Raw genomic sequence first — 22,921 nt, 5'->3', positions numbered from 1 at the left:
ACGGCCAGTCCGAACCGTATGATGTTCCTAGCCTAAACAATGGAGGTCACATCAATGGCGGATGACGAACTGTTTGTGGACCAGAATGACGTCGAGGGCACGGCAAGCGGCGTATGGAGCCGCATGCTGGCCGGCAATCGCAGATTCGCGGAAGGCAGGCCGGAACATCCGAACCGCAGCGCCGAGGCGCGTGAGGCGCTCATCGACACGCATGAGCCGGACGCGGCCGTGCTATGTTGCTCCGACGCACGCGTAAGTCCCGATATCATCTTCGACGCAGGTATCGGCGATCTGTTCACCGTACGCACCGCGGGCCAAGTCATCGACAACGCTGTGATCGCTTCCTTGGACTACGCGGTGGACGTACTCGGCGTACGTCTGCTGGTAGTGCTCGGCCACCAGAATTGCGGTGCGATCAAACAGGCCGTCAAGGAATACGACGCCCTGTTGCACAATCTGACCGCCAGTGCCGAGGATTCGCTCATGGCAGCCGACAGCGTCGCCGATCTTGACGAACGCATCATGAATGCCGATTCGATTATGCTGCGCACCGTCGGCTTCTCCATCTGGCAGGCGCACGAATCGGAGCTCGAATCCAATGAGGATTTCGAACGCGTACACATTGCACGCACCATCGAACAGTTGGTCGAGCACTCCGAATCGATTCAGCAGGCACTCGCCTCCGACCGACTCATGATCGTCGGCGCCCGCTATCAGCTGGACTCCGGCAAGGTGGAGGTGCTGAGCTTCTGAAATGACGTTTGACATGCCGTTGCTTTAGATTGGAAGCATGTCACTTGGCTTGAACATCCTGCTGATCTTCATCTTCCTACTGCTTGGATCCGTATTCGCCGGCACCGAACTTGCGTTGGTGAGCCTGCGTGGGTCGCAGATCGACCAGATGGAACAGGAAGACGCTCGAGGCAAGCGGGTGGCGCAGATCGCACGCGATCCGAACACGTTTCTGTCGACCGTACAGATCGGCGTGACGCTGTCCGGCTTTCTGTCCGCATCGTTCGGCGAATCCTCGATAGCGCCGTATATCGTACCGGTCGTCGAAGGTTGGGGCGTGCCGAAAAGCGTGGCCGCTCCCCTGACCACCATCGTGCTGACGCTGATCATCTCATATTGTTCGATCGTCATCTCCGAACTGGTGCCGAAACGCATCGCCATGCAACGCAACGAACAGATCGCACGGGCCGTGGTGCCGGCCATCCATGTGTTCGCAAAGGTCTGCAAGCCGATCATCTGGCTGATTGGCAAGAATACGAACGGCATCGTGCGATTGCTCGGCTTCGACCCGAATGAGACCGACAGCGAGGTTTCCGATGAGGAGCTGCGCGTGCTCGTCAACACCAACACCAATCTCAGCAAGGACGAACGCACCATTCTCGACGACGTATTCGATGCTTCCGAGACGATTGTGGCCGAAGTCATGCGTCCTCGTGCCGACGTGGTCTTCCTGGACGGCAGCATGCCGATTGGCGAAGCAGCCGCCTATGTACGCGAAATGCCGTATTCCCGCTACCCCGTGACCGGCAAGGATTTCGACGACGTACTCGGTTTCGTGCATGTGCGCGACCTGCTCGACATCCGCGATCCGGAAGCGAAGACCGTAGCCGACGTGACGCGCGAGGGCATCTCCCTGCCGGGCACTTCCAAACTGCTGCCAAGTCTCGAACTGCTACGCAAGCGCGGCATCCATCTGGCGGTCGTCATCGACGAATATGGCGGCACCGACGGCATCGTCACGCTGGAAGACATGACCGAGGAGCTTGTCGGCGACATCCGCGACGAATACGATCTACCCGAGGAGAAGGGCGGCGAACGCACCGAACGCACCGCATTCGTGAACGGTGTGGCCACCATCGAGGGCGGTATGACGATTGAGGATTTCGCCGATCTGACCGGCATCGAACTGGAAGATGGCCCCTATGAGACGGTAGCCGGCTATTTTCTCGCACATACCGGCAAAATGGGCGAGGTCGGCGACGTACTCACCTCCGATGACGGCTACGACATGACCATCACCAATGTGGACGGCCGACGCATCGAAACCATCGAGGTACGCCGTCATACCGACAACGAGTAGGCCGTCCCTCTGCCTTCGGCTTACAGACTATCCAGTACCTTCCGCCTTTTCTAGACTTGAATTGCGCACACCGTATGCACGCAATCCCATTGAACGGAAGGACAGCGATCATGGCATTGACATTCATTGTTCCGGGGCTCGACGAGGCCGCCTCGGAAAAGATCATCGGCATTCTGCAGAACCGCCTGAGCCAGGAGCAGGAAGCCGCACTGGTGTTGAAACATGCGCATTGGAACGTGACCGGGGAGAATTTCATCGCCGTACATGAAATGATCGATCCGCAGGTTGAAGCCGTACTCAACATGGCCGACGAGACCGCCGAGCGCATCGCCACTTTGGGAGGCTCACCCGATGGACGCGCGGATGCGATCACCCGCTTCCGCACTTGGCCGAAATTCGAGTTGGAGGGCCGGGTCAACACCCTTGACTATCTCAAGGCCCTTGACGCCTATTACAGCGAGTTCATCAAGGCGAGCCGTACGGCCATCACCGAACTGGACGAGTTGGACGTCATCAGCTCCAACATCATGCAGGACCATGTGCAGGAGCTTGAGAAGTTCCAGTGGTTCATGCGTAGCCATTTGGCCTGATTGAGTTTTCATGCCCGTGATGAAGGTGCCGGCGACCGATTTGCGGTCGGCGGCACCTTCGGTTTTTCACGAGGTGTTCCGCATCGTGTTTCACGGCATGCGATGCGCCTACAGCACTACATGCCGGTTGATGTCTCGTCGCAGTTGGCGCCACTGCGGCAGATAGGCATCCATACGTCGCTGGAAGCCGGCTCCGTGCCCGTTCTCCCATAGATGGGTCATCTCATGCACCAGTACGTATTCCAAAAATTTCGAATTCATCAGGCCTAGCTGCAGATTCAGCCGGATACGACCGGTTCGGGGCGTGCATGAGCCCCAGCGGGATGTCATGATACGCAACGTGATATGTGTAGGCTCGCGACCGATAATCGGCCCCCATATCGCAAGCAGGGCCGGCAGTCGAGCATCGATGTTGCGCCGCGCCTGTGCCTTGTTCTCATCATTCCAGACGAAGGTCAGCGGACCGCCGGGATTGCCGTCCGATAAGCCGCGTTGCTCCGATAACGCCTTCCCACGTCGGATTTCCATCTCCCGCGCCAGCAGCATCTTCTGCCGTGCCCGTTCGATCCAGGATCTTCGTTCGATCACGAATCGTTCGATGGTATCTGCAGACATCCGTTGCGGTGCCGAAATCTCGACGTCGGCATTCGGCGGTTTGATCCGCAGATACATATTCTTGATTGGTTTGCGGATGATATGTACCGTCATTCCCGCTATTTCTGCATTCTTCTCGGAGAGTATCCGATTGCGGTTGCGTACCCTTCCGCTATCACTTCGGGCATGAGGCTGACGGCTGTATGACATGCCTGCCATTGTGTCGCATGCCCGGGTCATACATCATCTTTCAGATAGGTCTCTCTTTCGGATCGATTCTTCCAGTTCGCCGATACGCCATCTTGCGACACGCCGAAATACACCCCTGAGTTGACTTTCAAAATGCTTCGGGTAATATTTCAACTCGTTGTGCTTGAGGGTACAGCGAGTTGGGCCCGTAGCTCAGGTGGTTAGAGCGCATCCCTGATAAGGATGAGGTCGGAGGTTCAAGTCCTCCCGGGCCCACGTAGATGGGAACGAAGCGGCATAGCCGCTTTTTTCACCTATGGGGCTATGGCGCAGCTGGTAGCGCATCTGCTTTGCAAGCAGAGGGTCGCCGGTTCGAACCCGGCTAGCTCCACGGGGCTATGGCGCAGCTGGTAGCGCATCTCCATGGCATGGAGAGGGTCAGGGGTTCGAATCCCCTTAGCTCCACAGATAAGGCTTCCGAGCAATCGGAAGCCTTTTTTCATTTCCTATCGGCCCGACATGAATCCCTGTAATCCCAACGTTTTGCGTTGTTTTTCTCCAACGACCGGCATCGCTACGAACGTAGCCGGATTGGCCGTATCAGGTACGCGAATCGGTACCCGTTTAGGTGTCGCTTGAGGTGGAGAAGGCCGGTCTATCGTCAGATATGAGCCGCGTTTTGCTTGGCGAGTTCGTCGCGAATCTGCTGAAGCAGTTGCACCGTCTGCTCCTCGGCAGTCGTTTCGGCGGCAGCCTCTTCTTCGGCCTTCTTATCTTCGGCAAGCTTGGTCTTGGCCAGCAGAGCCTCGGTCACATCACGGAACTTATTGATGGGCACCAAAATGCAGAAATACACGGCGACGGCGATGATCAGGAAGTTCAGGATCGCGCCGAGCACCGCGCCGAACGACACGGTCGCACCGTTGAACGTGATCGCCAGCAAACCGTCCATATTCGGTTTGCCGAAGATCATGGCGATGAATGGGTTGATGACGCTGTCCACAATCGCGTTGACCACAGTGGTGACGGCACCGCCCATAACGACGCCGACCGCCATGTCGATCATGTTGCCGCGCGCAATGAACTTCTTGAATCCTTCAATCATGATTCCTCCCGGGGTTTCCCGTTATTGTTCTTCTTATTTTCGGAAGACACCTTCGTTAACCCCTCCGCAGTCTTCCATCCCCCAATCCTATAGGAAACATACGCTAAGGCAATCTGTCCGATTCTCCAGAATCGGACATTCACAGGCTCCTGGACCTTGTCTGGATGTCCGATTCTCCAGAATCGGACATCCAGACATAACAAAAAATGACGATGCTCCGCCGTTGTATACCTGCTTGTTTCACAGCGGAACATCGTCACGTTTCCCATGCGGTGTCAATGCCTCACTCAACGCATGTATTCACTCCACATTGGCATGGTTGGCATTGGCATCGGCATCGGACACGTCATCTCGGCGAGACAACATCAGACATAGCGCATCGAGCGCGATATGCACGGACTGGTCGAATAGCGAGCTCAACAGCTGGATGGAACCACTGGATTCGCCCTTTACCCGACCTGGTACCACAATCACGGCATCCGCCACGGAAGCAAGAGGGGAATCCGATTTGGAGGTTACTGCTATCACTCGTACGCCAAGATTTTTGGCGGCTTCGGCGTCTTCCACGGTACGCCGGGTTTTACCGGAACCGGAGATGGCCAGCAATACGTCACCCTCACGCATGGACGGACAGATGGTTTCCCCCATCATGTAGCTCGTATAGCCGATATGCATCATGCGCATCGCGAAACTGCGAGCCTGAAAACCGGAGCGTCCCTCCCCTGCCGCGTAGATGCGTGAACCTTTGGTAATCAATGCCATGGCCCGTTCAAGGTCATTTTCATCCATTCTGGCTATCACGCCTTGGATTTCTTCGACGATCCGTTCGAGAACGCGATTGTTGTCGATCATTTCATTTCCTTCCTACATGCTCGGCATGCCATTGCAATATCGTCGGCCTTGGTGATGGCCGAACCCATGATGACGATGTCGATGTTTTCCTGCGACAAGGCGGCAAGATGATGTTTCTTGATACCTCCAGCAATCGCGAGATGCTGAATCTGAGGGAACCGTGCCTTGAACGCACGCACCTGTGCGACGGGATCTGCAGTAGAGCCCTCATCAGTGGAGGTGTGCAAGCAGTAGATCGCGTCCGTAAAGCCGCTAATGCGCTCAATGCGCGCCTCATCGCATTCCAGCAGATCAATCATCATCAGGCCATCATGTTCTGCAGCGGAGCGGGCGCATGCCTCCAACGTTCCCATTGAGGCGGACCCCATGACCGTCAGATACGAAAATCCGCATCGGTAGCCGAGATCGAATTCATATTTGCCCTCGTCGCAGGTCTTGATGTCTCCGAGCACGGCGACACCTTCCGCGGCCTCAATAACGGGCCGTAGAGCACGCATACCGAATTCCTTGGTAAGAGAAGTACCGATTTCGATGATGTTCGCTTCAGAGGTGATGTTCTTCACGATTTCCATGGCACGTTCCACGGGAACGCGATCGATAGCAACCTGTAGTTTCATGATGATCCTTCCATTGGCCATGCCACATATGTTGCATGTTGCATTGTGAGTGTCGGGACACTTACAACGAGATTTCCTTACGCGGGGTCAATGCGATGAATTCGCGCAATTCCTCGGATGTCGGCAGACCTTCGGAATCGGAAACGCTGGTGACCTGAATGGCCCCGACCGCATTGGCTCGTTCCAACAACCGCTCATTGTCGAGCCCTTCCAGCAAAGCCGTGATGACGCCCGATGCGAACCCATCTCCCGCGCCGACGGTATCGACGACGTTTACGACGAAACTAGGTACGACCGTTTCACTCAAGTCGCCGTCCGAGGTCCTTTCAAACAGTACGGAGCCGACATCGCCCAATTTGATGATGACCTTGCCTATGCCCATGTCGAGGTACCACTCGGCAATGTCGCGTGGTCCGGTCTTGCCGGAGAATAGCCGACCTTCCTCCAACCCAGGCATGAACACATCGGATTTTGCAGCCAGCTTGTTAGTGGCATCAATCATGGCCTCTTCGCTGGGCCATAGTGTAGGCCGGGGATTCGGGTCGAATAGCACGGTCACGCCATGCTGTTTCGCCGTATCCACCAGTCGGGTCACCGTGTCGTACGTGTTCGGCGCTAACGCTGAGAATATGCCTGTGATATGCAGAATCTTGATGCCGTCGAAATCAATGTCATCAACAATATCCGGCGTGGTCCGCGAAGCAGCCGAACCGGAACGGAAATAAATGACTTTCGGCTCGCCATCACTGGATCGCACCTTCAGCTGGTATCCTGTTGCGGATTCGGATACGCGGCGAATATTACGCGTATCAATACCGATGCCATTCATATAGTCGAGGATGAGATCGCCCTGCCAATCGTTGCCGAGCGTGGTCACATAGCGTATGGAATGCCCTTGGCGCGTTACGCCGATGGCCACGTTGAATTCCGCGCCTGCCATCTCCCGTGGGAGTGTACGGGCTTCCAGATAGGTTTCTTGCGAATCGACGATGAGATTTACCATGGGTTCGCCGATGGTCATGACTTCAGACATTGCAGTTCCTTCATTTCGCGGTTCTATGGAAGTTGTACGGAAAATTTCATAAGGGGTTCAGTGCGATGCTTGATTGACGGCATTGCGTACGATGGATAGCTGCTCGGCGAGTCGATCCGATGGAATCGGGAATTCCAGGAAGACCGGCACCGTTTCCGGTAGACGTTGCAACATCTTCTTCCAGTCGATCACGCCGTCTTCGAGCATGGTCGTCGCAAGTTGTGTCTTGTCGGAAGCCCCGTTGACATTCTTCAAATGGAAGACGGTGATGTAGGGCAACAGCCTGTCGAAGGCTCGGACGGCATCTTCGTCGCGCCAATACCAGTTGCCCAGATCGAAGGTGTAGCCCACCTTGCCACCATTGGCGACGATATGGTCGAGTGATGCGCTGGTACATGCGAAGGTACCGTTTTCCGGCGTCTGATCATTTTCGATGGTCAAAGTCACGCCGTGCGCAGCCGATGACTCATCGATACGCCGCAACACCTCCAAATCCACATTGTTGATGTCTCCCTGATTGAATTTCACATTGGATGCGCCCATACGTTGCGCTTCATCAAGGAACTCTTCGAATCTGGGATTGACGTCACCGTTGACCGTGATGGATTCCGGAATGGAATAGAACAGCCGCAGACCGTTGATCCGCGCAGCGTTTGCGATGGCGTTGAATTCGTCGTCTCCGGCGATGTATTCACGGCGGACTTCAGCAAGGGTGACGCCAAGTTCCGCGATGCTGCCGAGCAGCTCGGATTGTGTGGCACCGTCACGCAGTGCATCCATGTAGACGAGGGTGTTGATACCGATAATGTTCATGATTGAAATCCTTGATTCTCATGTGGTGGTGCCGGTCATCCGTCACAGGATGATTCGAACAACCGGCGAGGTTATGTGCATTCAGAACAGCAGCAGGGAGGCGAGCCCCATGATGGGGAATGTGCATAGCCAGTACACCGGCACGCCGTTCTTGAGGAAGGTTTTGGGTTCGAGTTCGTTGTATTCGACCGCCCACATATTCCACGACTGCGTCACACAGCTGGAGATGCAGGTCATGGACGGTACCACGAGCAGTGCGAACAGGAACCATGCGTTAAAGATGCCCATGCCCATCAGAATGCTGATAACGGCCGAACCAGCGCCATACAGTTCCAGAGGGCCGCGGAAAAGGGCAAGCGGTGCAAGAATGCACACCGTGACGGCAAGAATCAATTCGTTGTTGGGTACTACGGAAGTCAGTGCCGGACCGAAGTCGGCCATGACGGTAACCGCTGCATGTTGGAAGAAACGCAGCACGAGCAACATGATGATCAGGCTACCGATGTCGCCAATGGCAGTTTTCGCAGTGGAATTGAGGATGCGTACGAATCCTCTGTAGGTTTTCATATGTCCGGTTCCCAAGAAGGCGGCAATGGAAGCCAGGAATAGCGCCGGAACAGCATCCCATTCGAAGATGATGCTCAGGGCGACCGGTACTATAGGCAACACATAGGTCCAAATCGGCACTTGGGGGATTTCAGCGGCCTGGTCGGCAGGATCCCCCACTTCATATGGCTTGCCGTTTTTGATGGATTTGGTATTGATCAGGATGAAAATGATTACGCCGATCATCTGCACGACCATGGCCGAGATGCCGAAGCGCAGATAGTGGTTTCCCCATTCCACGATCTGCCCGTCAGGAGACTTATAGTCCTGATAGAAGGCCGCAAATTGTACGAACAACACGCTATTGATCCACATTGCCGCACCGATGGAGAGGGTGAATACCGGTACCGCGATACGTTTGGGGACACCGAGACGACCAAGAATCGGGAACAGGATCACGCCGATGGCTATGGCGGACCCCACCCCATACGCACTGGTAAAAATCAGACAGGTGACCAGAGCCATGCAGATGGTGGCCAGCACCGGACTCTTCTCACCGACCTTGGCTGTGCGGTATGAGATGGAGGCCGCGATGCCGGTGTCGACCAGCACACGTCCGAACCATGCACCGCAAATGATCTGGATGATGGTGGAACCGTAGGTCAACGCCGGCTGAGCGAAGGTCTCCTCGATGACATCGAACGGCTTTCCTATGCCGAATGGTATTCCCAGAAAATAAACGAGGGTCCACACAATGGTGAGAATGAAGAATCCAATGGTGAGATTACCGCCTTTCATCGCGTAGATGACAAAGCAGATGAATGAGGCAATCAGCAATATGCCCATGATCCATATGATCATGTTCCGCTCCTCCTTGAGCTGGTAATGGATGGGGTCAATGCATCAGATAGGATAGTGCACCGTTTTAGTTTATCGGTTTCGTTTACCGGTTAACTATGAGCATACAGCAGATTTTGTTTACCGGTTAACTACGGCGTGTTCCGCTTATTTACAGCACATTCCCTTCCCGCTGAAAAGGAATCCGATCAATTAGATTTCAGTCGATGCGAAGATGCATAGTCTGGCCGGTACCTCATCCAAGGAACACGGTTCCTCCGACCCGTCATAGATACGTGCGAACAGCTTTTGTGCAGCTCTGCGGCCCATCAGCATGGGCTCTTGATCCAGACACGTGATGCCGGGACCGCTGTATTTGGCCCAATGCTCATCGGCAAACGAGCACACACCCACATGCCTTCGCAGTCCCGCTGAGGTAGCTTCCAGTATGTCCCGCATGCTTTCGTCGTTGTTGGCGAACAGACATGTCTTCCGATTTCCGCACAATTCCAACAGGTTGGCGATTCTCGAACGCAGTCCATCAATCCCGTCGTCATAGACCAGCACTTCACCGCCAAGGCCCAAATCATCGCAATACCGTTCCACTGCCTGACGACGCGCGGTACGAGTACTGATGCCCTCGCCAGGACGCATTACGAACACGACATATGCGAATCCTTGCCCTTTCAGGTATTCCAGCATCTCACGCACCGCAGCGTCATTGTTATTGGTAACGCTGTCATAAATCAACGGCAGCACAATGCGATCAAGCATCACCACCGGTTTGCGATTCGCGCGATCATGAAATCGCACCAACCAGTCATCGTTATTACCGACCGTATTGACGATCAGTCCGTCAACCTGCGCATCGAGCAACGATTCGATATTGGCTCGCTCCAATGTGGGTTGATTGTTGGAATCGCTGACCAGCAACTGCACATCGCGCGCTCGGCATTCTTCCTGGATTCCTTTGATCAGCAGGGAACTGAATGGGTTGCCCATATCCGCTATGCTCACACCGACCATATGGCTGACCGTAGCCTTGAGGCTTTGGGCCATTTTGTTCGGACGGTATCCAAGCTCTTTGATGACACCCTCGATTTTCGCTTTGGTTTGTTCCGACATGTAACCGAATTCGCCATGCAGATACCGTGAGATGGTGGTTTTGGAAACGCCGGCCGCTGCGGCCACGTCTCCCATGCTTGCCTTTCGGCCCGCTTTGTTCGCACTCATCCGACCCATAACCCCTTGCGTTTCATATCAATCGTCCTGCTATCAACCTTACAGTGTCTGTTTATACGCCAAACTCAATCTGTCCGATTCTCCAGAATCGGACATTCACAGGCCCCCGGACCGTGTCTGGATGTCCGATTCTGGAGAATCGGACATCAAACTCTCAGCCAAATCCTGAGCAATATCTTGTGACGTCCAACCTTGCATACCTAGAATGAGACCGTCTTATTGATAACCCAACTATCCCGAAGGGGAAGAATATGCTCACTGACGAGTACGTCAAGCGCGTATACACACAGGTCGAACAACGTGATGGCGACCAGCCGGAATTCCTGCAGGCCGTTCTTGAGGTTTTCGAAAGCCTTGAACCAGTAGTTGCGAAGCATCCGGAATATGAGAAGGCAGGCGTGCTTGAACGCCTTGTCGAGCCGGAGCGCGTGGTCAAATTCCGTGTCGCTTGGACCGATGATGAAGGCAAGGTGCAGGTCAACCGCGGCTATCGCGTCCAGTTCAATTCCGCAATCGGACCGTATAAGGGCGGTCTGCGCTTCCATCCGAGTGTGAACGAAGGTGTGATCAAGTTCCTCGGCTTCGAACAGATTCTCAAGAATTCCCTGACCACCCTGCCGATGGGCGGTGGCAAGGGCGGTTCCGACTTCGACCCGAAGGGCAAGTCCGATGCCGAAGTCATGCGTTTCTGTCAGGCCTTTATGACCGAACTATGCCGCCATATCGGCCAGTTCACTGATGTTCCGGCAGGCGATATCAACGTCGGCGGCCGTGAGATCGGCTACCTGTTCGGCCAGTACAAGCGTATCCGCGACGAATACTCCGGCGTACTCACGGGCAAGGGTCTCGAGTTCGGCGGGTCTCTGGCACGCACCGAGGCCACCGGATACGGTCTGTGCTACTACACCGCAGAGGCCCTGCGAGTGCTGAAGAATGATTCCTTCGAAGGCAAGATCGTAGCCATTTCCGGATCGGGCAATGTGGCCATCTTCGCCACGGAGAAGGCTCAGGCTCTCGGTGCGAAGGTCGTGACCGCATCCGACTCCAACGGCTACATCTACGATCCGAATGGCATTCAGCTCGATGTAGTCAAGGACATCAAGCTGGGTCATCGTGGCCGTATCAAGGAATACGCCGAGCGTGTGCCGGGCTCCGAATATCACGAGGGCTGCAAAGGTGTGTGGACGGTTCCGTGCGACATCGCATTGCCATGCGCCACTCAGAACGAGATTGACGAGGAATCCGCCAAGACGCTCGTGGCCAATGGCTGCACCGTGGTATGCGAAGGTGCGAATATGCCGTCCACTCCAGAGGCGATCGCCGTCTACCAGGCCAATAACGTGCTCTATGGCCCCGCCAAGGCCGCTAACGCTGGCGGTGTGGCAGTTTCCGGTCTCGAGATGAGCCAGAACTCCTACCGTCTCTCATGGAGCTTTGAAGAGGTGGATGACAAGCTGAAGTCCATCATGGAGAACATCGTCGCCAGCTCCTTGGCCGCAGCCAAGGAATACGGCCATGAAGGCGATCTGATGCTCGGAGCCAACGCGGCCGGCTTCGTCAAGGTAGCCAACGCCATGGTCGCTCAGGGCGTGCTCTAGTCCGATAGCCCACTCAACCGAACTTGCCGGTTCACGCGGATCGATTCCTCTCTATCCGCGTGGATCGGCATTGTGTTATCTGTCCAAGATGTCCGATTCTGGATTTTCGGACACTTAAGACCATTTGTTGATGCCTTACATGTCCGATTCTGGAGAATCGGACATCCGTGGGGTGCTTTTCACGCTCTCATTGTCCGATTCTCCAGAATCGGACAAACACGGCGGCAAACACCGGCGGGCATATGTGAATGCGAAGAAGGCGGCACCTCCGAAAGGAAGTGCCGCCTTCTTACGCTTGTTGGCGTGCGTCCGGATCAGTCATCACCCAAAGTCACGTGGATGCCGCCCACCAGTGTGCTCACCACGTTGTACAGCAGCGTGACGATGGTCACCAGCACGGTAATCAGTATCACCTCGATGATCGAGAAGATGGTGACCGCACTCAGCACCGTGCTCAGTGACAGCACGTTGGCCAGGTCGAATCCGCCGGCATCCAAGCCAGTGGAGGACACAATCTGCGTCACCTGGTCGAATACGCCGACCACATTCAGCATCATCCACAGCAGTGCCGCGGCAACGATCTGAATGATGCCTCCGGCGATGGAAAGCATGAATGCCACCTTCGCCGCCGACCATGCATCGATACGTGTCAGGGACAGACTCATGCGGCGTGCACGAGGCGCACCACGACGGCTCTTGCCCTGCACCGATTTGACCGCACCTTCATGGGCACGCACCTGCTCGGCGCCGATCAGCGGCTGGCTCGAAGCGGAACGGGCCACGCGAGGGGCGTGGTTTTCGGTTTCCTGAGCTTCGGATGCCGGAGACTGTGCGCTCGGCTCTTGTTCTTCCATGTTCTCGCTCATCGTTGCTCCTTGCAAGGTTATGCCCAGCTTCTTAGGCTGAGGCTACCAGTGTTTGCCGACGATTACTCGGTCTTGGCCGAGGCCTCTACATTCTCGCCTGATTGAGTGGTGACGGCCTGCCCGTCCACCGCTTCCGCAGGGGCTCCTTCGGCTGGCTCATCGTCTTCGTTCTCCTTCTCCTCATTACGGGCGATGGAGATGATTTCGTCGTTCTTGTCGGGCTTCGCGAGCGTTACGCCTTGGGTGTTGCGGCCCGTGCGCTTGACTTCGGCGACGTTGGAACGGATGACCTTGCCGGACTTCATGATGGCCATGACCTGGTCATCTTCCTCCACGATCACGGCGCCCACCAGGGAGCCACGGCCCTCGGCTAACTGCACGGCCTTGACGCCGTAGCCGTTACGGCCTTGCAAACGATATTCGCTGATGGCCGTACGCTTGGCGAAGCCTTCATTGGTGACCACGAGCAGATCCTTGTCGGAATCGCCCCAGACCACGTCCATGGCCAGCAGCTCGTCGCCTTCGCGGAACTTCATGCCCTGCACACCTGCGGTCTGGCGGCCCATTGGACGCAGCTGCTCGTCATCGGCCTGGAACTTCAGGCTCATGCCCAGCTTGGAGACGAGGATGATGTCGTCTTCGGCGTTGCACAGTGCAGCGCCAATCAGCTCGTCGGCGTTCTCGCCGTTCTCGTCGGTCATCAATCGCACTGCAATCAGACCACCTTGACGAGGGGAGTCGTATTCGGCAAGCGCGGTCTTCTTGACCTTGCCGGAACGGGTGGCAAGCACAAGATACTTGGCCACCTCGTAGTTCGGAATCGACAATACGGTCTGAATGGCCTCATCCGGACCGAACTGCAGCAGGTTGGCCACATGTTGCCCCTTGGAATCGCGCGATCCCTCCGGCAGCTCGTAGGCCTTCAGCCGGTATACGCGACCCTTGTTGGTGAAGAACAGCAGCCAGTTGTGCGTACTGGTCAGGAAGAAGTGATCGACCACGTCATCCTCACGCAGCTTGGCGCCCTTGATGCCTTTACCGCCACGGTGCTGCGCACGGTACTCGTCGGCCTTGGTGCGCTTGATGAAGCCGGAATGGGTCACGGTCACGACCACGTTCTCTTCAGCGATCAGGTCTTCGACGTTCATTTCGCCGGAGTATGGCAGAATCCGGGTGCGGCGTTCATCGCCGTACTTGGCGACGATTTCGTCGAGTTCGTCACCCACGATCTTGCGCTGGCGTTCCGGCTTGGCGAGGATGTCGTTGTAGTCGGCGATCTTGCGCATGAGCTCATTGTGCTCGTCGAGGATCTTCTGACGTTCCAATGCGGCCAGTCGGCGTAGCTGCATGGCCAGAATGGCGTCGGCCTGCACCTCATCCACATCAAGCAGATCCATAAGGCCCGTACGGGCGGTCTCAGCGGATTCGGAGGCGCGAATGAGGGCGATCACCTCATCGATCATGTCAAGGGCCTTCAGATAGCCCTGCAGGATGTGGTCGCGCTCCTCGGCCTCACGCTTGAGGTATGCGGTACGACGTGCGATCACGTCAAGCTGATGGCTCACCCAGTGGCGGATGAACGCGTCCAAGCTCAATGTACGCGGCACGCCGTCGACCAGTGCCAGCATGTTGGCACCGAAAGTCTGCTGCAGCTGCGAGTGCTTATACAGATTGTTGAGAACCACCTTCGGCACGGCGTCACGCTTGAGTACGAGCACGAGTCGCTGACCGGTACGTCCGGAGGTTTCGTCACGCATATCGGCAATGCCTTGGATTTTGCCGTCACGCACCGCTTCACGGATGGATACGACCAGTCGATCCGGGTTCACCTGATATGGCAGTTCGGTGATCACCAGGCACATGCGGCCCTTGATTTCCTCGGTGTTTACGACCGCACGCATGGTGATCAGGCCTCGACCGGTACGGTAGGCCTGTTCGATGCCCTTGTGACCGAGAATCGTCGCACCGGTAGGGAAATCCGGCCCCTTGATAATGCGGATCAGATTGTCGAGCAGTTCTTCGCGGCTGGCTTCCGGATGGTCCAGTGCCCAATGCACGCCTTCGGCCACCTCACGCATGTTGTGCGGCGGGATATTGGTGGCCATGCCGACGGCGATGCCGGACGATCCATTGCAGAGCAGGTTCGGGAAGCGGGCCGGCAGCACGGTCGGCTCCTGGGTCTTACCATCGTAGTTCGGTAGGAAGTCGACGGTGTCCTTGTCGATATCGCGCACCATCTCCATGGCAAGAGGCGCCATACGGCATTCGGTGTAACGCATTGCCGCTGCCGGATCGTCGCCGGGGGAGCCGAAGTTGCCTTGTCCATCGACGAGCATGTAGCGCATCGACCAGGACTGCGCCATACGCACCAAGGTGTCGTAGATGGCGGAATCGCCGTGCGGATGGTACTTACCCATGACCTCGCCGACCACGCGGGCGCACTTGGAATAGCCACGATCGGGGCGGTATCCGCCGTCGTACATCGCGTAGATCACGCGACGATGCACCGGCTTCAGGCCATCGCGTACGTCCGGCAATGCACGGTCCACGATCACTGACATGGCGTACGACAGATAGGAGTCGCGCATTTCCTGACGCAGGTCCTTCTTCTGGATGCGTTCGCCGGTCATCAGGCCGTAATCGGTGTTGTCGGCCTCTTGCGGGCTTAGCGGTTCCATGGAGCCGTCAGGCACGAACTGGCCCTCTTCGTTGTTGTTGTTTTCGTCTGCCAATTTCTAATCCTTGCCTTGAAGTCCCTTATGCGTCGATCCAGCTGACCTTGTTGGCATTGCGCTGGATGAACAGACGGCGTGGTTCGACTTCGTCTCCCATGAGCATGGAGAAGGTTTCGTCGGCCGCGGCCGCATCCTCGATCTGCACCTGCTTCAGGATGCGATGTTCCGGATCCATGGTGGTTTCCCACAGTTCCTGATAACTCATCTCACCCAGACCCTTATAGCGCTGGATTCCCTCACCCTTCGGCAACTGACGGCCGGCGGCCTTGCCTTCGGCGAGCACACGGTCACGTTCGGCGTCGGTGTACACAAAGTCGTGCGCACCCTTGGTCCACTTCAGACGGTACAGCGGCGGCATGGCCACGTACACGTAGCCAGCGGTGATCATCGGCCGCATGTAGCGGAAGAACAGTGTCAGATTCAGGGTGGCGATATGTGCGCCATCCACATCGGCATCGGCCATGATGATGACCTTGTGATACCGTACCTTGCTCAGATCGAAATCCTCGCCATATCCGCCGCCGACGGCGGTGATCAGCGATTCGATGGTTTCGGACTTCATCATACGGTCCAGGCTGGCGCGCTCGGTATTGAGGATCTTTCCTCGCAACGGCAGAATGGCCTGCGTGATCGGGTTGCGCCCTTGGATTGCGGAGCCGCCTGCGGAATCACCCTCCACGATGAACAGCTCGCATTCCTCAGGATTGTTGGATTGGCAGTCCTTAAGCTTGTCGGGCATGCCGGCCGATTCGAAAATCGACTTACGACGGGTGTTCTCACGCGCCTTCTTGGCCGCGATGCGCGCACGGGAGGCCTCGATGGCCTTCTGGATGATGTTCTTGGCTTCGCTCGGGTGGGCGTCGAACCAATCGCCAAGCTTGTCGGTCATCACGCGCTGCACGAAGGTCTTGGCCTCGGAATTGCCGAGCTTGGTCTTGGTCTGGCCTTCGAACTGCGGGGTTGTGAGCTTGACGGACACTACTGCGGTCAGGCCTTCGCGCACATCGTCGCCGGAGAGGTTCTCATCCTTGTCCTTGAGAATGTTCTTCTCTCGGGCGTACCGGTTGATCAGCGAGGTCAACGCCGCTCGGAAACCTTCCTCGTGGGTGCCGCCTTCGGTGGTGGAGATGGTGTTGGCGAAGGTGTGCACGGCTTCTGAGTAGGCGGTGGTCCACTGCATGGCGATTTCCGCGGAAATGCCGATTTTCAGATCTTCCGCCTCGAAATCGATGACGTCCTCTTCGACCGGCGTCGCCTTGCGGGACTTGACCAGATAGTCGACGTAGTCCTTGATGCCTTCGTTGTACTGGTAGGTGACGGTCTGATGCTTGGTTTCGGTCTCGTCAAGCTCACCGGCGACCTCGTCGCCCGCCTGATCAGGCTCGCGCAGATCGGTCAGGGAGAGCTTCAGTCCCTTGTTCAGGAAGGCCATCTGCTGGAAACGATTGCGCAGGGTTTCGAAATCGTAGGTGGTGGTTTCGAAAATCTTGCCGTCGGCCCAGAAGGTCACGGAGGTACCGGTGGATTCACCTTCGGCCATCGGCTCGCCCTTGGCCAGACGGGCGGTCGGCTTCTGGTCGACGTAGGTCTGTGTCCAGTGGAAGCCCTGACGACGCACTTCGATGTCGACGCGGGTGGACAGCGCATTCACTACGGAGATGCCCACGCCGTGCAGACCGCCGGAGACCGCATATCCGCCGCCGCCGAACTTGCCGCCTGCGTGCAGCTTGGTCATCACGGTCTCCACGCCGGAAACGCCCTCGCCAGGCACTTCGTCGACCGGGATGCCTCGTCCGTCGTCGACCACGCGTACGCCACCGTCCGGCAGAATCGTCACCTCGATATGCGACGCATAGCCGGCCAAAGCCTCATCGACGGAGTTGTCGACGATCTCATAGACCAGATGGTGCAGGCCGCGTGGGCCGGTGGAGCCGATATACATGCCCGGACGGATACGCACCGCCTCAAGGCCTTCCAGCACCCTCAGATCGGAGGCGTCATAGTGTTCGGGCGACAATGAGTCGTCGAGCTGCGCATCTTCGAGCTGATCGTTCTGAATCTGATCTTCCTGCGTGTTTTCAGCTGATTCGTTCAGCGAATCCGCGTCAAGGTCTGCCACAGAGATTCCTTCCTGCATTTTTCCCGCCGATGAAGGTCATTTGCGCGGGCGATACCACCTAGAACGCAAATAAAGGCCCCTTCTAGGCGTTTACATACACTGCTTGATATTCTACTCATGGAGGGGGACACCTCAATAGAGGCACTATTCCTCGGAATAGAGCCGATTTCGCCGCTTGTTCATGGAAAGCGGGGAAGGCACCGCCCCGATGCGCGTGAAACCAACGGAGATTCAGTAGCGGGTACGCCGAGAAATCCGCCCACGGCTGAATGACTGCTGCTGTGGGCCCGTCACCCGCACCTCGTTGATGGTCAGTCCTTCGAGTTTTTCACGGATGATGCGCGTGAGCTCGGGAATCATATAGTTCATCGTGGTAGTCCACGCCGGACTGTCACAGCGAATCGTCAGGATGCCGTCACGCAAGGATACCGGATAGGTGTGCATGGCGTTCTCCCGACCGACCACCTGGTCCCAATGATTCTGCATCTGCGCGATTTTCAGATGTGGCGTCCACTTGCCCTGGGTTGCGATCAAGCCGAAGATGTTGCCGACTTTCTGCGGATCCCGCCCGGGTTTGCCGAAATTCTCCCACGCTAGTCTCGCCTTGCGTTCACGTTCCTTCAGCAGTCCCGCACGATGTGAGACGCGTTCGAACACCTCCGCAGGCAACTTGCGTTGGTCCAGCTTGAGTATGTCGCATACGGGAGGATTCGTCATCAGCGCTCTTCCGCCTTCCGTCCTGCGGCCAGTGTGGCCATCAGCGCACCCAGCGCATCGTCATCGTCGGCATGATCGCGTAACGCGGCCACGTCGATCACATGCGCCTGCGTTGCGGGAATGTCGCTGGCCGCGGCGACGGTGATCAGCACCTGATCCTGCCGTCTGGCGAAATCCAGAATCTGCTCGCGCCGGGACTCGTCAAGCTGGGCGAACACATCATCGAGAATCACGATCGGCTTGGTCTGCTGGTCGGCGCAGACCGTTTCATACAATGCCATCTTCAGAGCCAACGCCATCGTCCACATTTCACCGTTCGAGGCGAATTCGCGAGCCGGCATGCCATGCAACGTCAACGTCAGATCATCACGATGCGGACCGATCAGGTTCTGTCCACGTGCCACTTCGCCGGGGTAGATGCGCTGGAAATGCCGACTGATCTCCGCGGCAGGATCATCGTAGAGCATCACTTCGTCGAAAGAAGGCTCATAATGCAACAATGCCTGCTGGTCGATTCCCGCCAGAGACGCATATACACGACTGAACGGTTCGGAAAGCCGTTCGATCAGCGTGGCACGGTCGTGGGTCAAGGCCATGCCGATGTCGATGAATTGGCCGGTCCATATCTCCAGCCCGCTCAGGGCGGCCTGCCGACCATACTGAGGATCGAAGTCACCACGGTCCCCGAGCTGCTTAAGCAGGGCCGTACGTTGTTTGGCCACATGCGTGAACTGTTGCAGCCGCTCCATATAGTGCGGTATTAGCAGGGCACCGGCCTGATTGATGAAATTGCGTCTGGTGGCCGGATCTCCCGATACCAGACGCTGATCTTCAGGGGTGAACGATACGGAGGGAATCTTGCCGATGACATCCCTCATGTACAGGGAATTGCCACCGTCGATACGTGCTCGGTTGGCGCCTCGCGCCGCGATGGTCACCTCATAGGAATGCCGGTTCCGGTCATCTTCCACGTTTGCGCGGATGGTTGCCGAGGCGCAGCCTCTCTCGATAAGCGGCAGTGAGGATGAGGTGCGATGACTGGAACCGGTGGACAGCACCTCCACGGCTTCCACGATGTTGGTTTTGCCCAGTCCGTTCGCCCCTTGCAGGATGTTCACTCCCGGCTCGAAATCGAGCACGCAACGCTCCCAGGAACGGTAGTGGTCGAGCGCGAGCCGTGAGATGTACATGGATGGGAACCCTCGAATCATATATAAGTACGGGCTGAATATGCCCTTTTAGGCGATATTCAGCCCTGATGTCGGTGAATGCCGTCAGCTGTTGAAGCGCATCGGCACGAGCAGGTAACGGTAGTCCATGGATTCGTCGGAATCCGCTTCCTGCTGGCCGTTGAATTCCACCGGCTTGACCGCCGTGGTCATCTTCATGCGGACGAATGGTTCGCTGATGGCGCTCAGACCTTCGATCAGGTAGGAAGGGTTGAAGGCCACGGTGATGTCATCGCCGTCCATGTCGATATCAATGATCTCCTTGGCCTGTGCCTCATCGGCGGTGCCTGCGGACAGCGTCAGCTCTTGTCCGGCGAAGGCCATGCGAATCGGGGCATTGCGTTCGGCAACCAGGGAGACGCGCTTGATGGCACCGATCAGGGATTGCTTGTCGATAATCGCGTGAATCGGGTATTCGTCGGCATATAGGCGGTCGACGGCGGGGAATTCCCCGTCAATCAGCTGCGAAGTGGATACGCGTCCGGCGTTTTCGAAGCCGAGCAGAGAAGGGCTCTCCGGATCGAAATCGAGCACGATGTTCTGATGCTCGTCGAGCGAACGGGCCACGTCACGAAGGAGTGCTCCACGTACCAGAGCAGTGGTGTTGATGTCGGGATTTTCCGGAGTCCAGGTGAAGCTCGAGCGGGACAGGCGGAAGCGGTCGGTGGAGCTCATGATGACCTTATCGCCTTGGAACTGCACGCGAATGCCGGTCAGTACCGGGCGGTTCTCTTCACGGGAGACGGCTACGGAAGCTTGGTTGACGGCCTGCATGAACGTGGGGGAGTCCACTTGGCCGAGCTTGGCCGGAACCACAGGGAGATCCGGATATTCGTTATCCGGCATCAGCTGCATGGTGAAGGTGGACTTGCCGGAAGTGATGGTCATGGTCGAGCCGTCGGTTGATAGGTAGGTCTTCTCTGAGGGGAGCGACTTGGTGATATCGGCAAGGAGTTTACCAAGCACCAAGGCCGTACCGGCTTCGTCGATGCCCGCTTCGATATGGTGACGTGCGGAAATCGCATAGTTGAAGGCGGAGAGCTGCAAAGTGCCATCGATGGCTTCAAGACGGATGCCTGCCAGAATCGGTGTTGCAGGACGGGCGTCGATAACGCGGGTGGTCCAGGCTACTGCGTCGGCAAGCGCTTGGGAGTTGATTTCGACTTTCATGACGGATTCCTCATTTCGTTCAGGCTACAAGTCATTCTAGCGAAGTGCGCGGTGTTTGCGCATCATGGGGAATTCCCCACTTATGGCGATGACGGTGATCTTTCAATAACCAACTCTCTTCGTCATAATAAGGCCTGTGGATAATGTGGGTAAGTTCCGGGACCACATTATTTGCAAGGGCAAAGGTGGATAACTCGATTGTGGATAACATTGGGATGCCTTGTGGAAAACATACCGACTTATCCACAGACAGAATCAAGTCTGCGTCTTATCCACAACCTACGGTGATGCATCCACGAGTTGCCCACGGACGAATTGAGTGTTTTCAACGGCTTACCCACGGGGTTTTCCCACATTTGTGCATAACCATGTGGATAAATTCGACGATTATTGTGCACGGCACGGCGTGTCAACTTCGGTAAATATTTACTCCAGTAAAATATTTTACTAGATAATGACAATGCCGGTGAGACCTTATTTTTCAGAGGAATGCTGCTTCAGACGAACCGTCAGTTCCATCACATAGTTGTAGATTTCCTGCTTTTCCTGCATCTCATCGCTGATACGGGTATAGGCATGCATGACGGTGGTGTGGTCCTTGCCGCCGAATACTAGGCCGATGTCGTTCAGGCTCATGCTGGTGAGCTCACGCACCAGATACATGGCCACCTGACGAGCCAAGGCGATGTTCTTGGTGCGGGAGCGCCCGACGATATCGTCGAAGGTCAGATGGAAGTATTTGGCTACCTGACTGATGATGTCAGCCGGCTTGATTTCCACATCGGAGGTGAAGAAATCTTGCAGGGTATGCTCTGCCAACGCACGGGTGACCGGTTGGTTGCTGAGCGAGGCCATGGCGGTCACGCGGTTCAGCGCACCTTCCAACTCGCGGATGTTTTCGGTAAAGCGCTCCGCGATGAGATTGAGCACATCGTTGGGAATGTTGGAGCCGTTCATGGTGGCCATCATGCGCAGAATGGCGATTCGGGTCTCCAGATCCGGCGGCTTGACGTCAACGGTCAGTCCGGATTCAAAGCGGGAGATCAGGCGTGCCTGGAACCCCTTGAGGTCTTTTGGCGGTACGTCGGAGGCGATCACAATGCGCTTATTGGCCTGATGCAACGTGTTGAACGTATGGAAGAACTGTTCGAGTGTAGCTTCCTTGCCGCTCAAGAACTGGATGTCGTCGATCAGCAGTACGTCGACCTCGCGGTAACGGCGGTTGAATTCCTTGATTTGGCCGGAATTCTGGTTGGTATCGCCCAACGCCTCGATGAATTCGTTGGTGAATTCCTCGCTGGTTACGTAGCGAACCTTCAGATTCGGATCCTTGACCAGGGCGTAATTGCCGATGGCGTTCAACAAGTGCGTCTTGCCCAGACCGGAGCCGCCATAGATACATAACGGATTGAAGTCGTGTCCCGAACCTTCGGCTACGGCAAGGGCGACGGTACGTGCGAACCTGTTGGAGTCGCCTGGTACGAACGTATCGAAGGTGGCATTCTTGTTCAGATGCGTCTGTGGGTCCAGCAAAGGCCTGTTCTGGCCGCTGGTGAACGTTCCCTGCTCTGTGGGTCGGAACGGCTGTTCCGGCATGCTTGCGGGGATGGGAAGCTGGCCTTGGGTCGATTCCTCGCGTTGGGTGCGCGGTTTGCGGTCGAAGTGCGGATATTCCTCGATGTCCGGTTCGACGGTCTGCTGCATCGGTACGATTTTGAATGCGGGGAAGATATCCTGTTCGGCGGAATCCTTCAGCGCCTCCATCAGCGGTTGGTTCAGTTCGGTCTGCAACGCCTGCTGGGTGGCCGCACTGGGCACGCACAATACGATGGTCGGGCCCCACATGCCTTCGGGCACCACATTCTCCAGCCAGCCCTTGTCGCGGGCGGAGAGCTTGGGATTCTGGCGCAGCAACGCCAGTGCGTCGGACCATACACCGCGAGCCTGATCAAGAGGATTATGGGGAGTATCGACCAT

19 protein-coding genes and 3 tRNA genes are annotated in these 22,921 nt (G+C 56.6%); 7 read left to right on the top strand and 15 right to left on the bottom strand.

Annotated elements, in window-relative coordinates:
• Positions 1-54 precede the first annotated feature (54 nt).
• From BBDE_RS00110 to BBDE_RS00100, 3 genes are all read left to right on the top strand, one after another.
• Positions 55-753 carry a carbonic anhydrase gene (locus tag BBDE_RS00110; protein ID WP_012901767.1) on the top strand — a complete coding sequence of 233 codons (699 nt, stop codon included), beginning with the start codon at positions 55-57 and terminating at the stop codon, positions 751-753.
• Between the two features lie 37 nt (positions 754-790).
• On the top strand, positions 791-2,092 hold the full coding sequence (locus tag BBDE_RS00105) for a hemolysin family protein (RefSeq protein ID WP_003838086.1): 1,302 nt from the start codon (positions 791-793) through the stop codon (positions 2,090-2,092).
• A 110-nt stretch (positions 2,093-2,202) separates the two neighbouring features.
• Positions 2,203-2,682 (top strand): Dps family protein, encoded by a 480-nt coding sequence (locus tag BBDE_RS00100; protein ID WP_012901766.1) that lies wholly within the window; start codon positions 2,203-2,205, stop codon positions 2,680-2,682.
• Positions 2,683-2,790: 108 nt separating this feature from the next.
• Here BBDE_RS00100 and BBDE_RS00095 read toward each other — a convergent pair whose 3' ends face one another.
• The gene (locus BBDE_RS00095) at positions 2,791-3,486 is read right to left on the bottom strand and encodes a M48 family metallopeptidase (RefSeq protein ID WP_012901765.1); all 696 of its coding nucleotides are present in this window, start codon (positions 3,484-3,486) and stop codon (positions 2,791-2,793) included.
• 181 nt (positions 3,487-3,667) lie between these two features.
• Between BBDE_RS00095 and BBDE_RS00090 the strand changes: the two genes are divergently transcribed.
• The 3 genes from BBDE_RS00090 to BBDE_RS00080 all read left to right on the top strand — a co-directional run bounded on the left by BBDE_RS00090 (position 3,668) and on the right by BBDE_RS00080 (position 3,930).
• Positions 3,668-3,741, top strand: a tRNA-Ile gene (locus BBDE_RS00090).
• Between the two features lie 42 nt (positions 3,742-3,783).
• Positions 3,784-3,856 (top strand) — tRNA-Ala (locus BBDE_RS00085).
• A gap of 1 nt (position 3,857) precedes the next feature.
• Positions 3,858-3,930 (top strand) — tRNA-Ala (locus BBDE_RS00080).
• 196 nt (positions 3,931-4,126) lie between these two features.
• Here the strand turns inward: BBDE_RS00080 and BBDE_RS00075 are convergent.
• From BBDE_RS00075 to BBDE_RS00045, 7 genes are all read right to left on the bottom strand, one after another.
• On the bottom strand, positions 4,127-4,570 hold the full coding sequence (locus BBDE_RS00075) for an MscL family protein (RefSeq protein WP_003838091.1): 444 nt from the start codon (positions 4,568-4,570) through the stop codon (positions 4,127-4,129).
• Between the two features lie 300 nt (positions 4,571-4,870).
• The gene (gene hxlB, locus BBDE_RS00070) at positions 4,871-5,422 is read right to left on the bottom strand and encodes a 6-phospho-3-hexuloisomerase (RefSeq protein ID WP_003838094.1); all 552 of its coding nucleotides are present in this window, start codon (positions 5,420-5,422) and stop codon (positions 4,871-4,873) included.
• On the bottom strand, positions 5,419-6,039 hold the full coding sequence (locus tag BBDE_RS00065) for an orotidine 5'-phosphate decarboxylase / HUMPS family protein (RefSeq protein WP_012901764.1): 621 nt from the start codon (positions 6,037-6,039) through the stop codon (positions 5,419-5,421). The genes hxlB and BBDE_RS00065 overlap by 4 nt, the downstream gene beginning before the upstream one ends.
• A 61-nt stretch (positions 6,040-6,100) precedes the next feature.
• Positions 6,101-7,072, bottom strand: a complete 972-nt coding sequence (locus BBDE_RS00060; protein ID WP_003838097.1) for a sugar kinase — start codon at positions 7,070-7,072, stop codon at positions 6,101-6,103.
• Positions 7,073-7,129: 57 nt separating this feature from the next.
• Positions 7,130-7,885: a sugar phosphate isomerase/epimerase family protein gene (locus BBDE_RS00055; RefSeq protein WP_003838099.1), complete on the bottom strand. Its 756-nt coding sequence runs from the start codon at positions 7,883-7,885 to the stop codon at positions 7,130-7,132.
• 81 nt (positions 7,886-7,966) lie between these two features.
• Positions 7,967-9,292: a hypothetical protein gene (locus BBDE_RS00050; protein WP_003838100.1), complete on the bottom strand. Its 1,326-nt coding sequence runs from the start codon at positions 9,290-9,292 to the stop codon at positions 7,967-7,969.
• 189 nt (positions 9,293-9,481) lie between these two features.
• Entirely contained in the window at positions 9,482-10,501 is a 1,020-nt protein-coding gene (locus BBDE_RS00045) for a LacI family DNA-binding transcriptional regulator (RefSeq protein WP_012901763.1), read from the bottom strand.
• A gap of 260 nt (positions 10,502-10,761) precedes the next feature.
• Here BBDE_RS00045 and gdhA point away from each other — a divergent pair, with 260 nt between their 5' ends.
• On the top strand, positions 10,762-12,108 hold the full coding sequence (gdhA, locus tag BBDE_RS00040) for an NADP-specific glutamate dehydrogenase (protein WP_012901762.1): 1,347 nt from the start codon (positions 10,762-10,764) through the stop codon (positions 12,106-12,108).
• A gap of 314 nt (positions 12,109-12,422) precedes the next feature.
• Here gdhA and BBDE_RS00035 read toward each other — a convergent pair whose 3' ends face one another.
• The 7 genes from BBDE_RS00035 to dnaA all read right to left on the bottom strand — a co-directional run bounded on the left by BBDE_RS00035 (position 12,423) and on the right by dnaA (position 22,921).
• The gene (locus BBDE_RS00035; protein WP_003838106.1) at positions 12,423-12,974 is read right to left on the bottom strand and encodes a DUF3566 domain-containing protein; all 552 of its coding nucleotides are present in this window, start codon (positions 12,972-12,974) and stop codon (positions 12,423-12,425) included.
• A gap of 62 nt (positions 12,975-13,036) precedes the next feature.
• Entirely contained in the window at positions 13,037-15,706 is a 2,670-nt protein-coding gene (gyrA, locus tag BBDE_RS00030) for a DNA gyrase subunit A (RefSeq protein ID WP_003838108.1), read from the bottom strand.
• A 25-nt stretch (positions 15,707-15,731) separates the two neighbouring features.
• A complete protein-coding gene (gene gyrB / locus BBDE_RS00025; protein WP_003838110.1) occupies positions 15,732-17,846 on the bottom strand; it encodes a DNA topoisomerase (ATP-hydrolyzing) subunit B in 2,115 nt (704 codons plus the stop codon).
• 213 nt (positions 17,847-18,059) lie between these two features.
• Positions 18,060-18,545 (bottom strand): DUF721 domain-containing protein, encoded by a 486-nt coding sequence (locus BBDE_RS00020; RefSeq protein WP_003838112.1) that lies wholly within the window; start codon positions 18,543-18,545, stop codon positions 18,060-18,062.
• On the bottom strand, positions 18,545-19,735 hold the full coding sequence (gene recF / locus BBDE_RS00015) for a DNA replication/repair protein RecF (protein ID WP_003838114.1): 1,191 nt from the start codon (positions 19,733-19,735) through the stop codon (positions 18,545-18,547). Before recF ends, BBDE_RS00020 begins: the two co-directional genes overlap by 1 nt.
• A gap of 84 nt (positions 19,736-19,819) precedes the next feature.
• Positions 19,820-20,944: a DNA polymerase III subunit beta gene (gene dnaN / locus BBDE_RS00010; RefSeq protein ID WP_003838116.1), complete on the bottom strand. Its 1,125-nt coding sequence runs from the start codon at positions 20,942-20,944 to the stop codon at positions 19,820-19,822.
• Positions 20,945-21,418: 474 nt separating this feature from the next.
• The gene (gene dnaA / locus BBDE_RS00005; RefSeq protein ID WP_012901761.1) at positions 21,419-22,921 is read right to left on the bottom strand and encodes a chromosomal replication initiator protein DnaA; all 1,503 of its coding nucleotides are present in this window, start codon (positions 22,919-22,921) and stop codon (positions 21,419-21,421) included.

The organism is Bifidobacterium dentium JCM 1195 = DSM 20436 (assembly GCF_001042595.1).
Taxonomy (GTDB): Bacteria; Actinomycetota; Actinomycetes; order Actinomycetales; family Bifidobacteriaceae; genus Bifidobacterium; species Bifidobacterium dentium.
This window is presented reverse-complemented; position numbering and strand designations above follow the sequence as displayed.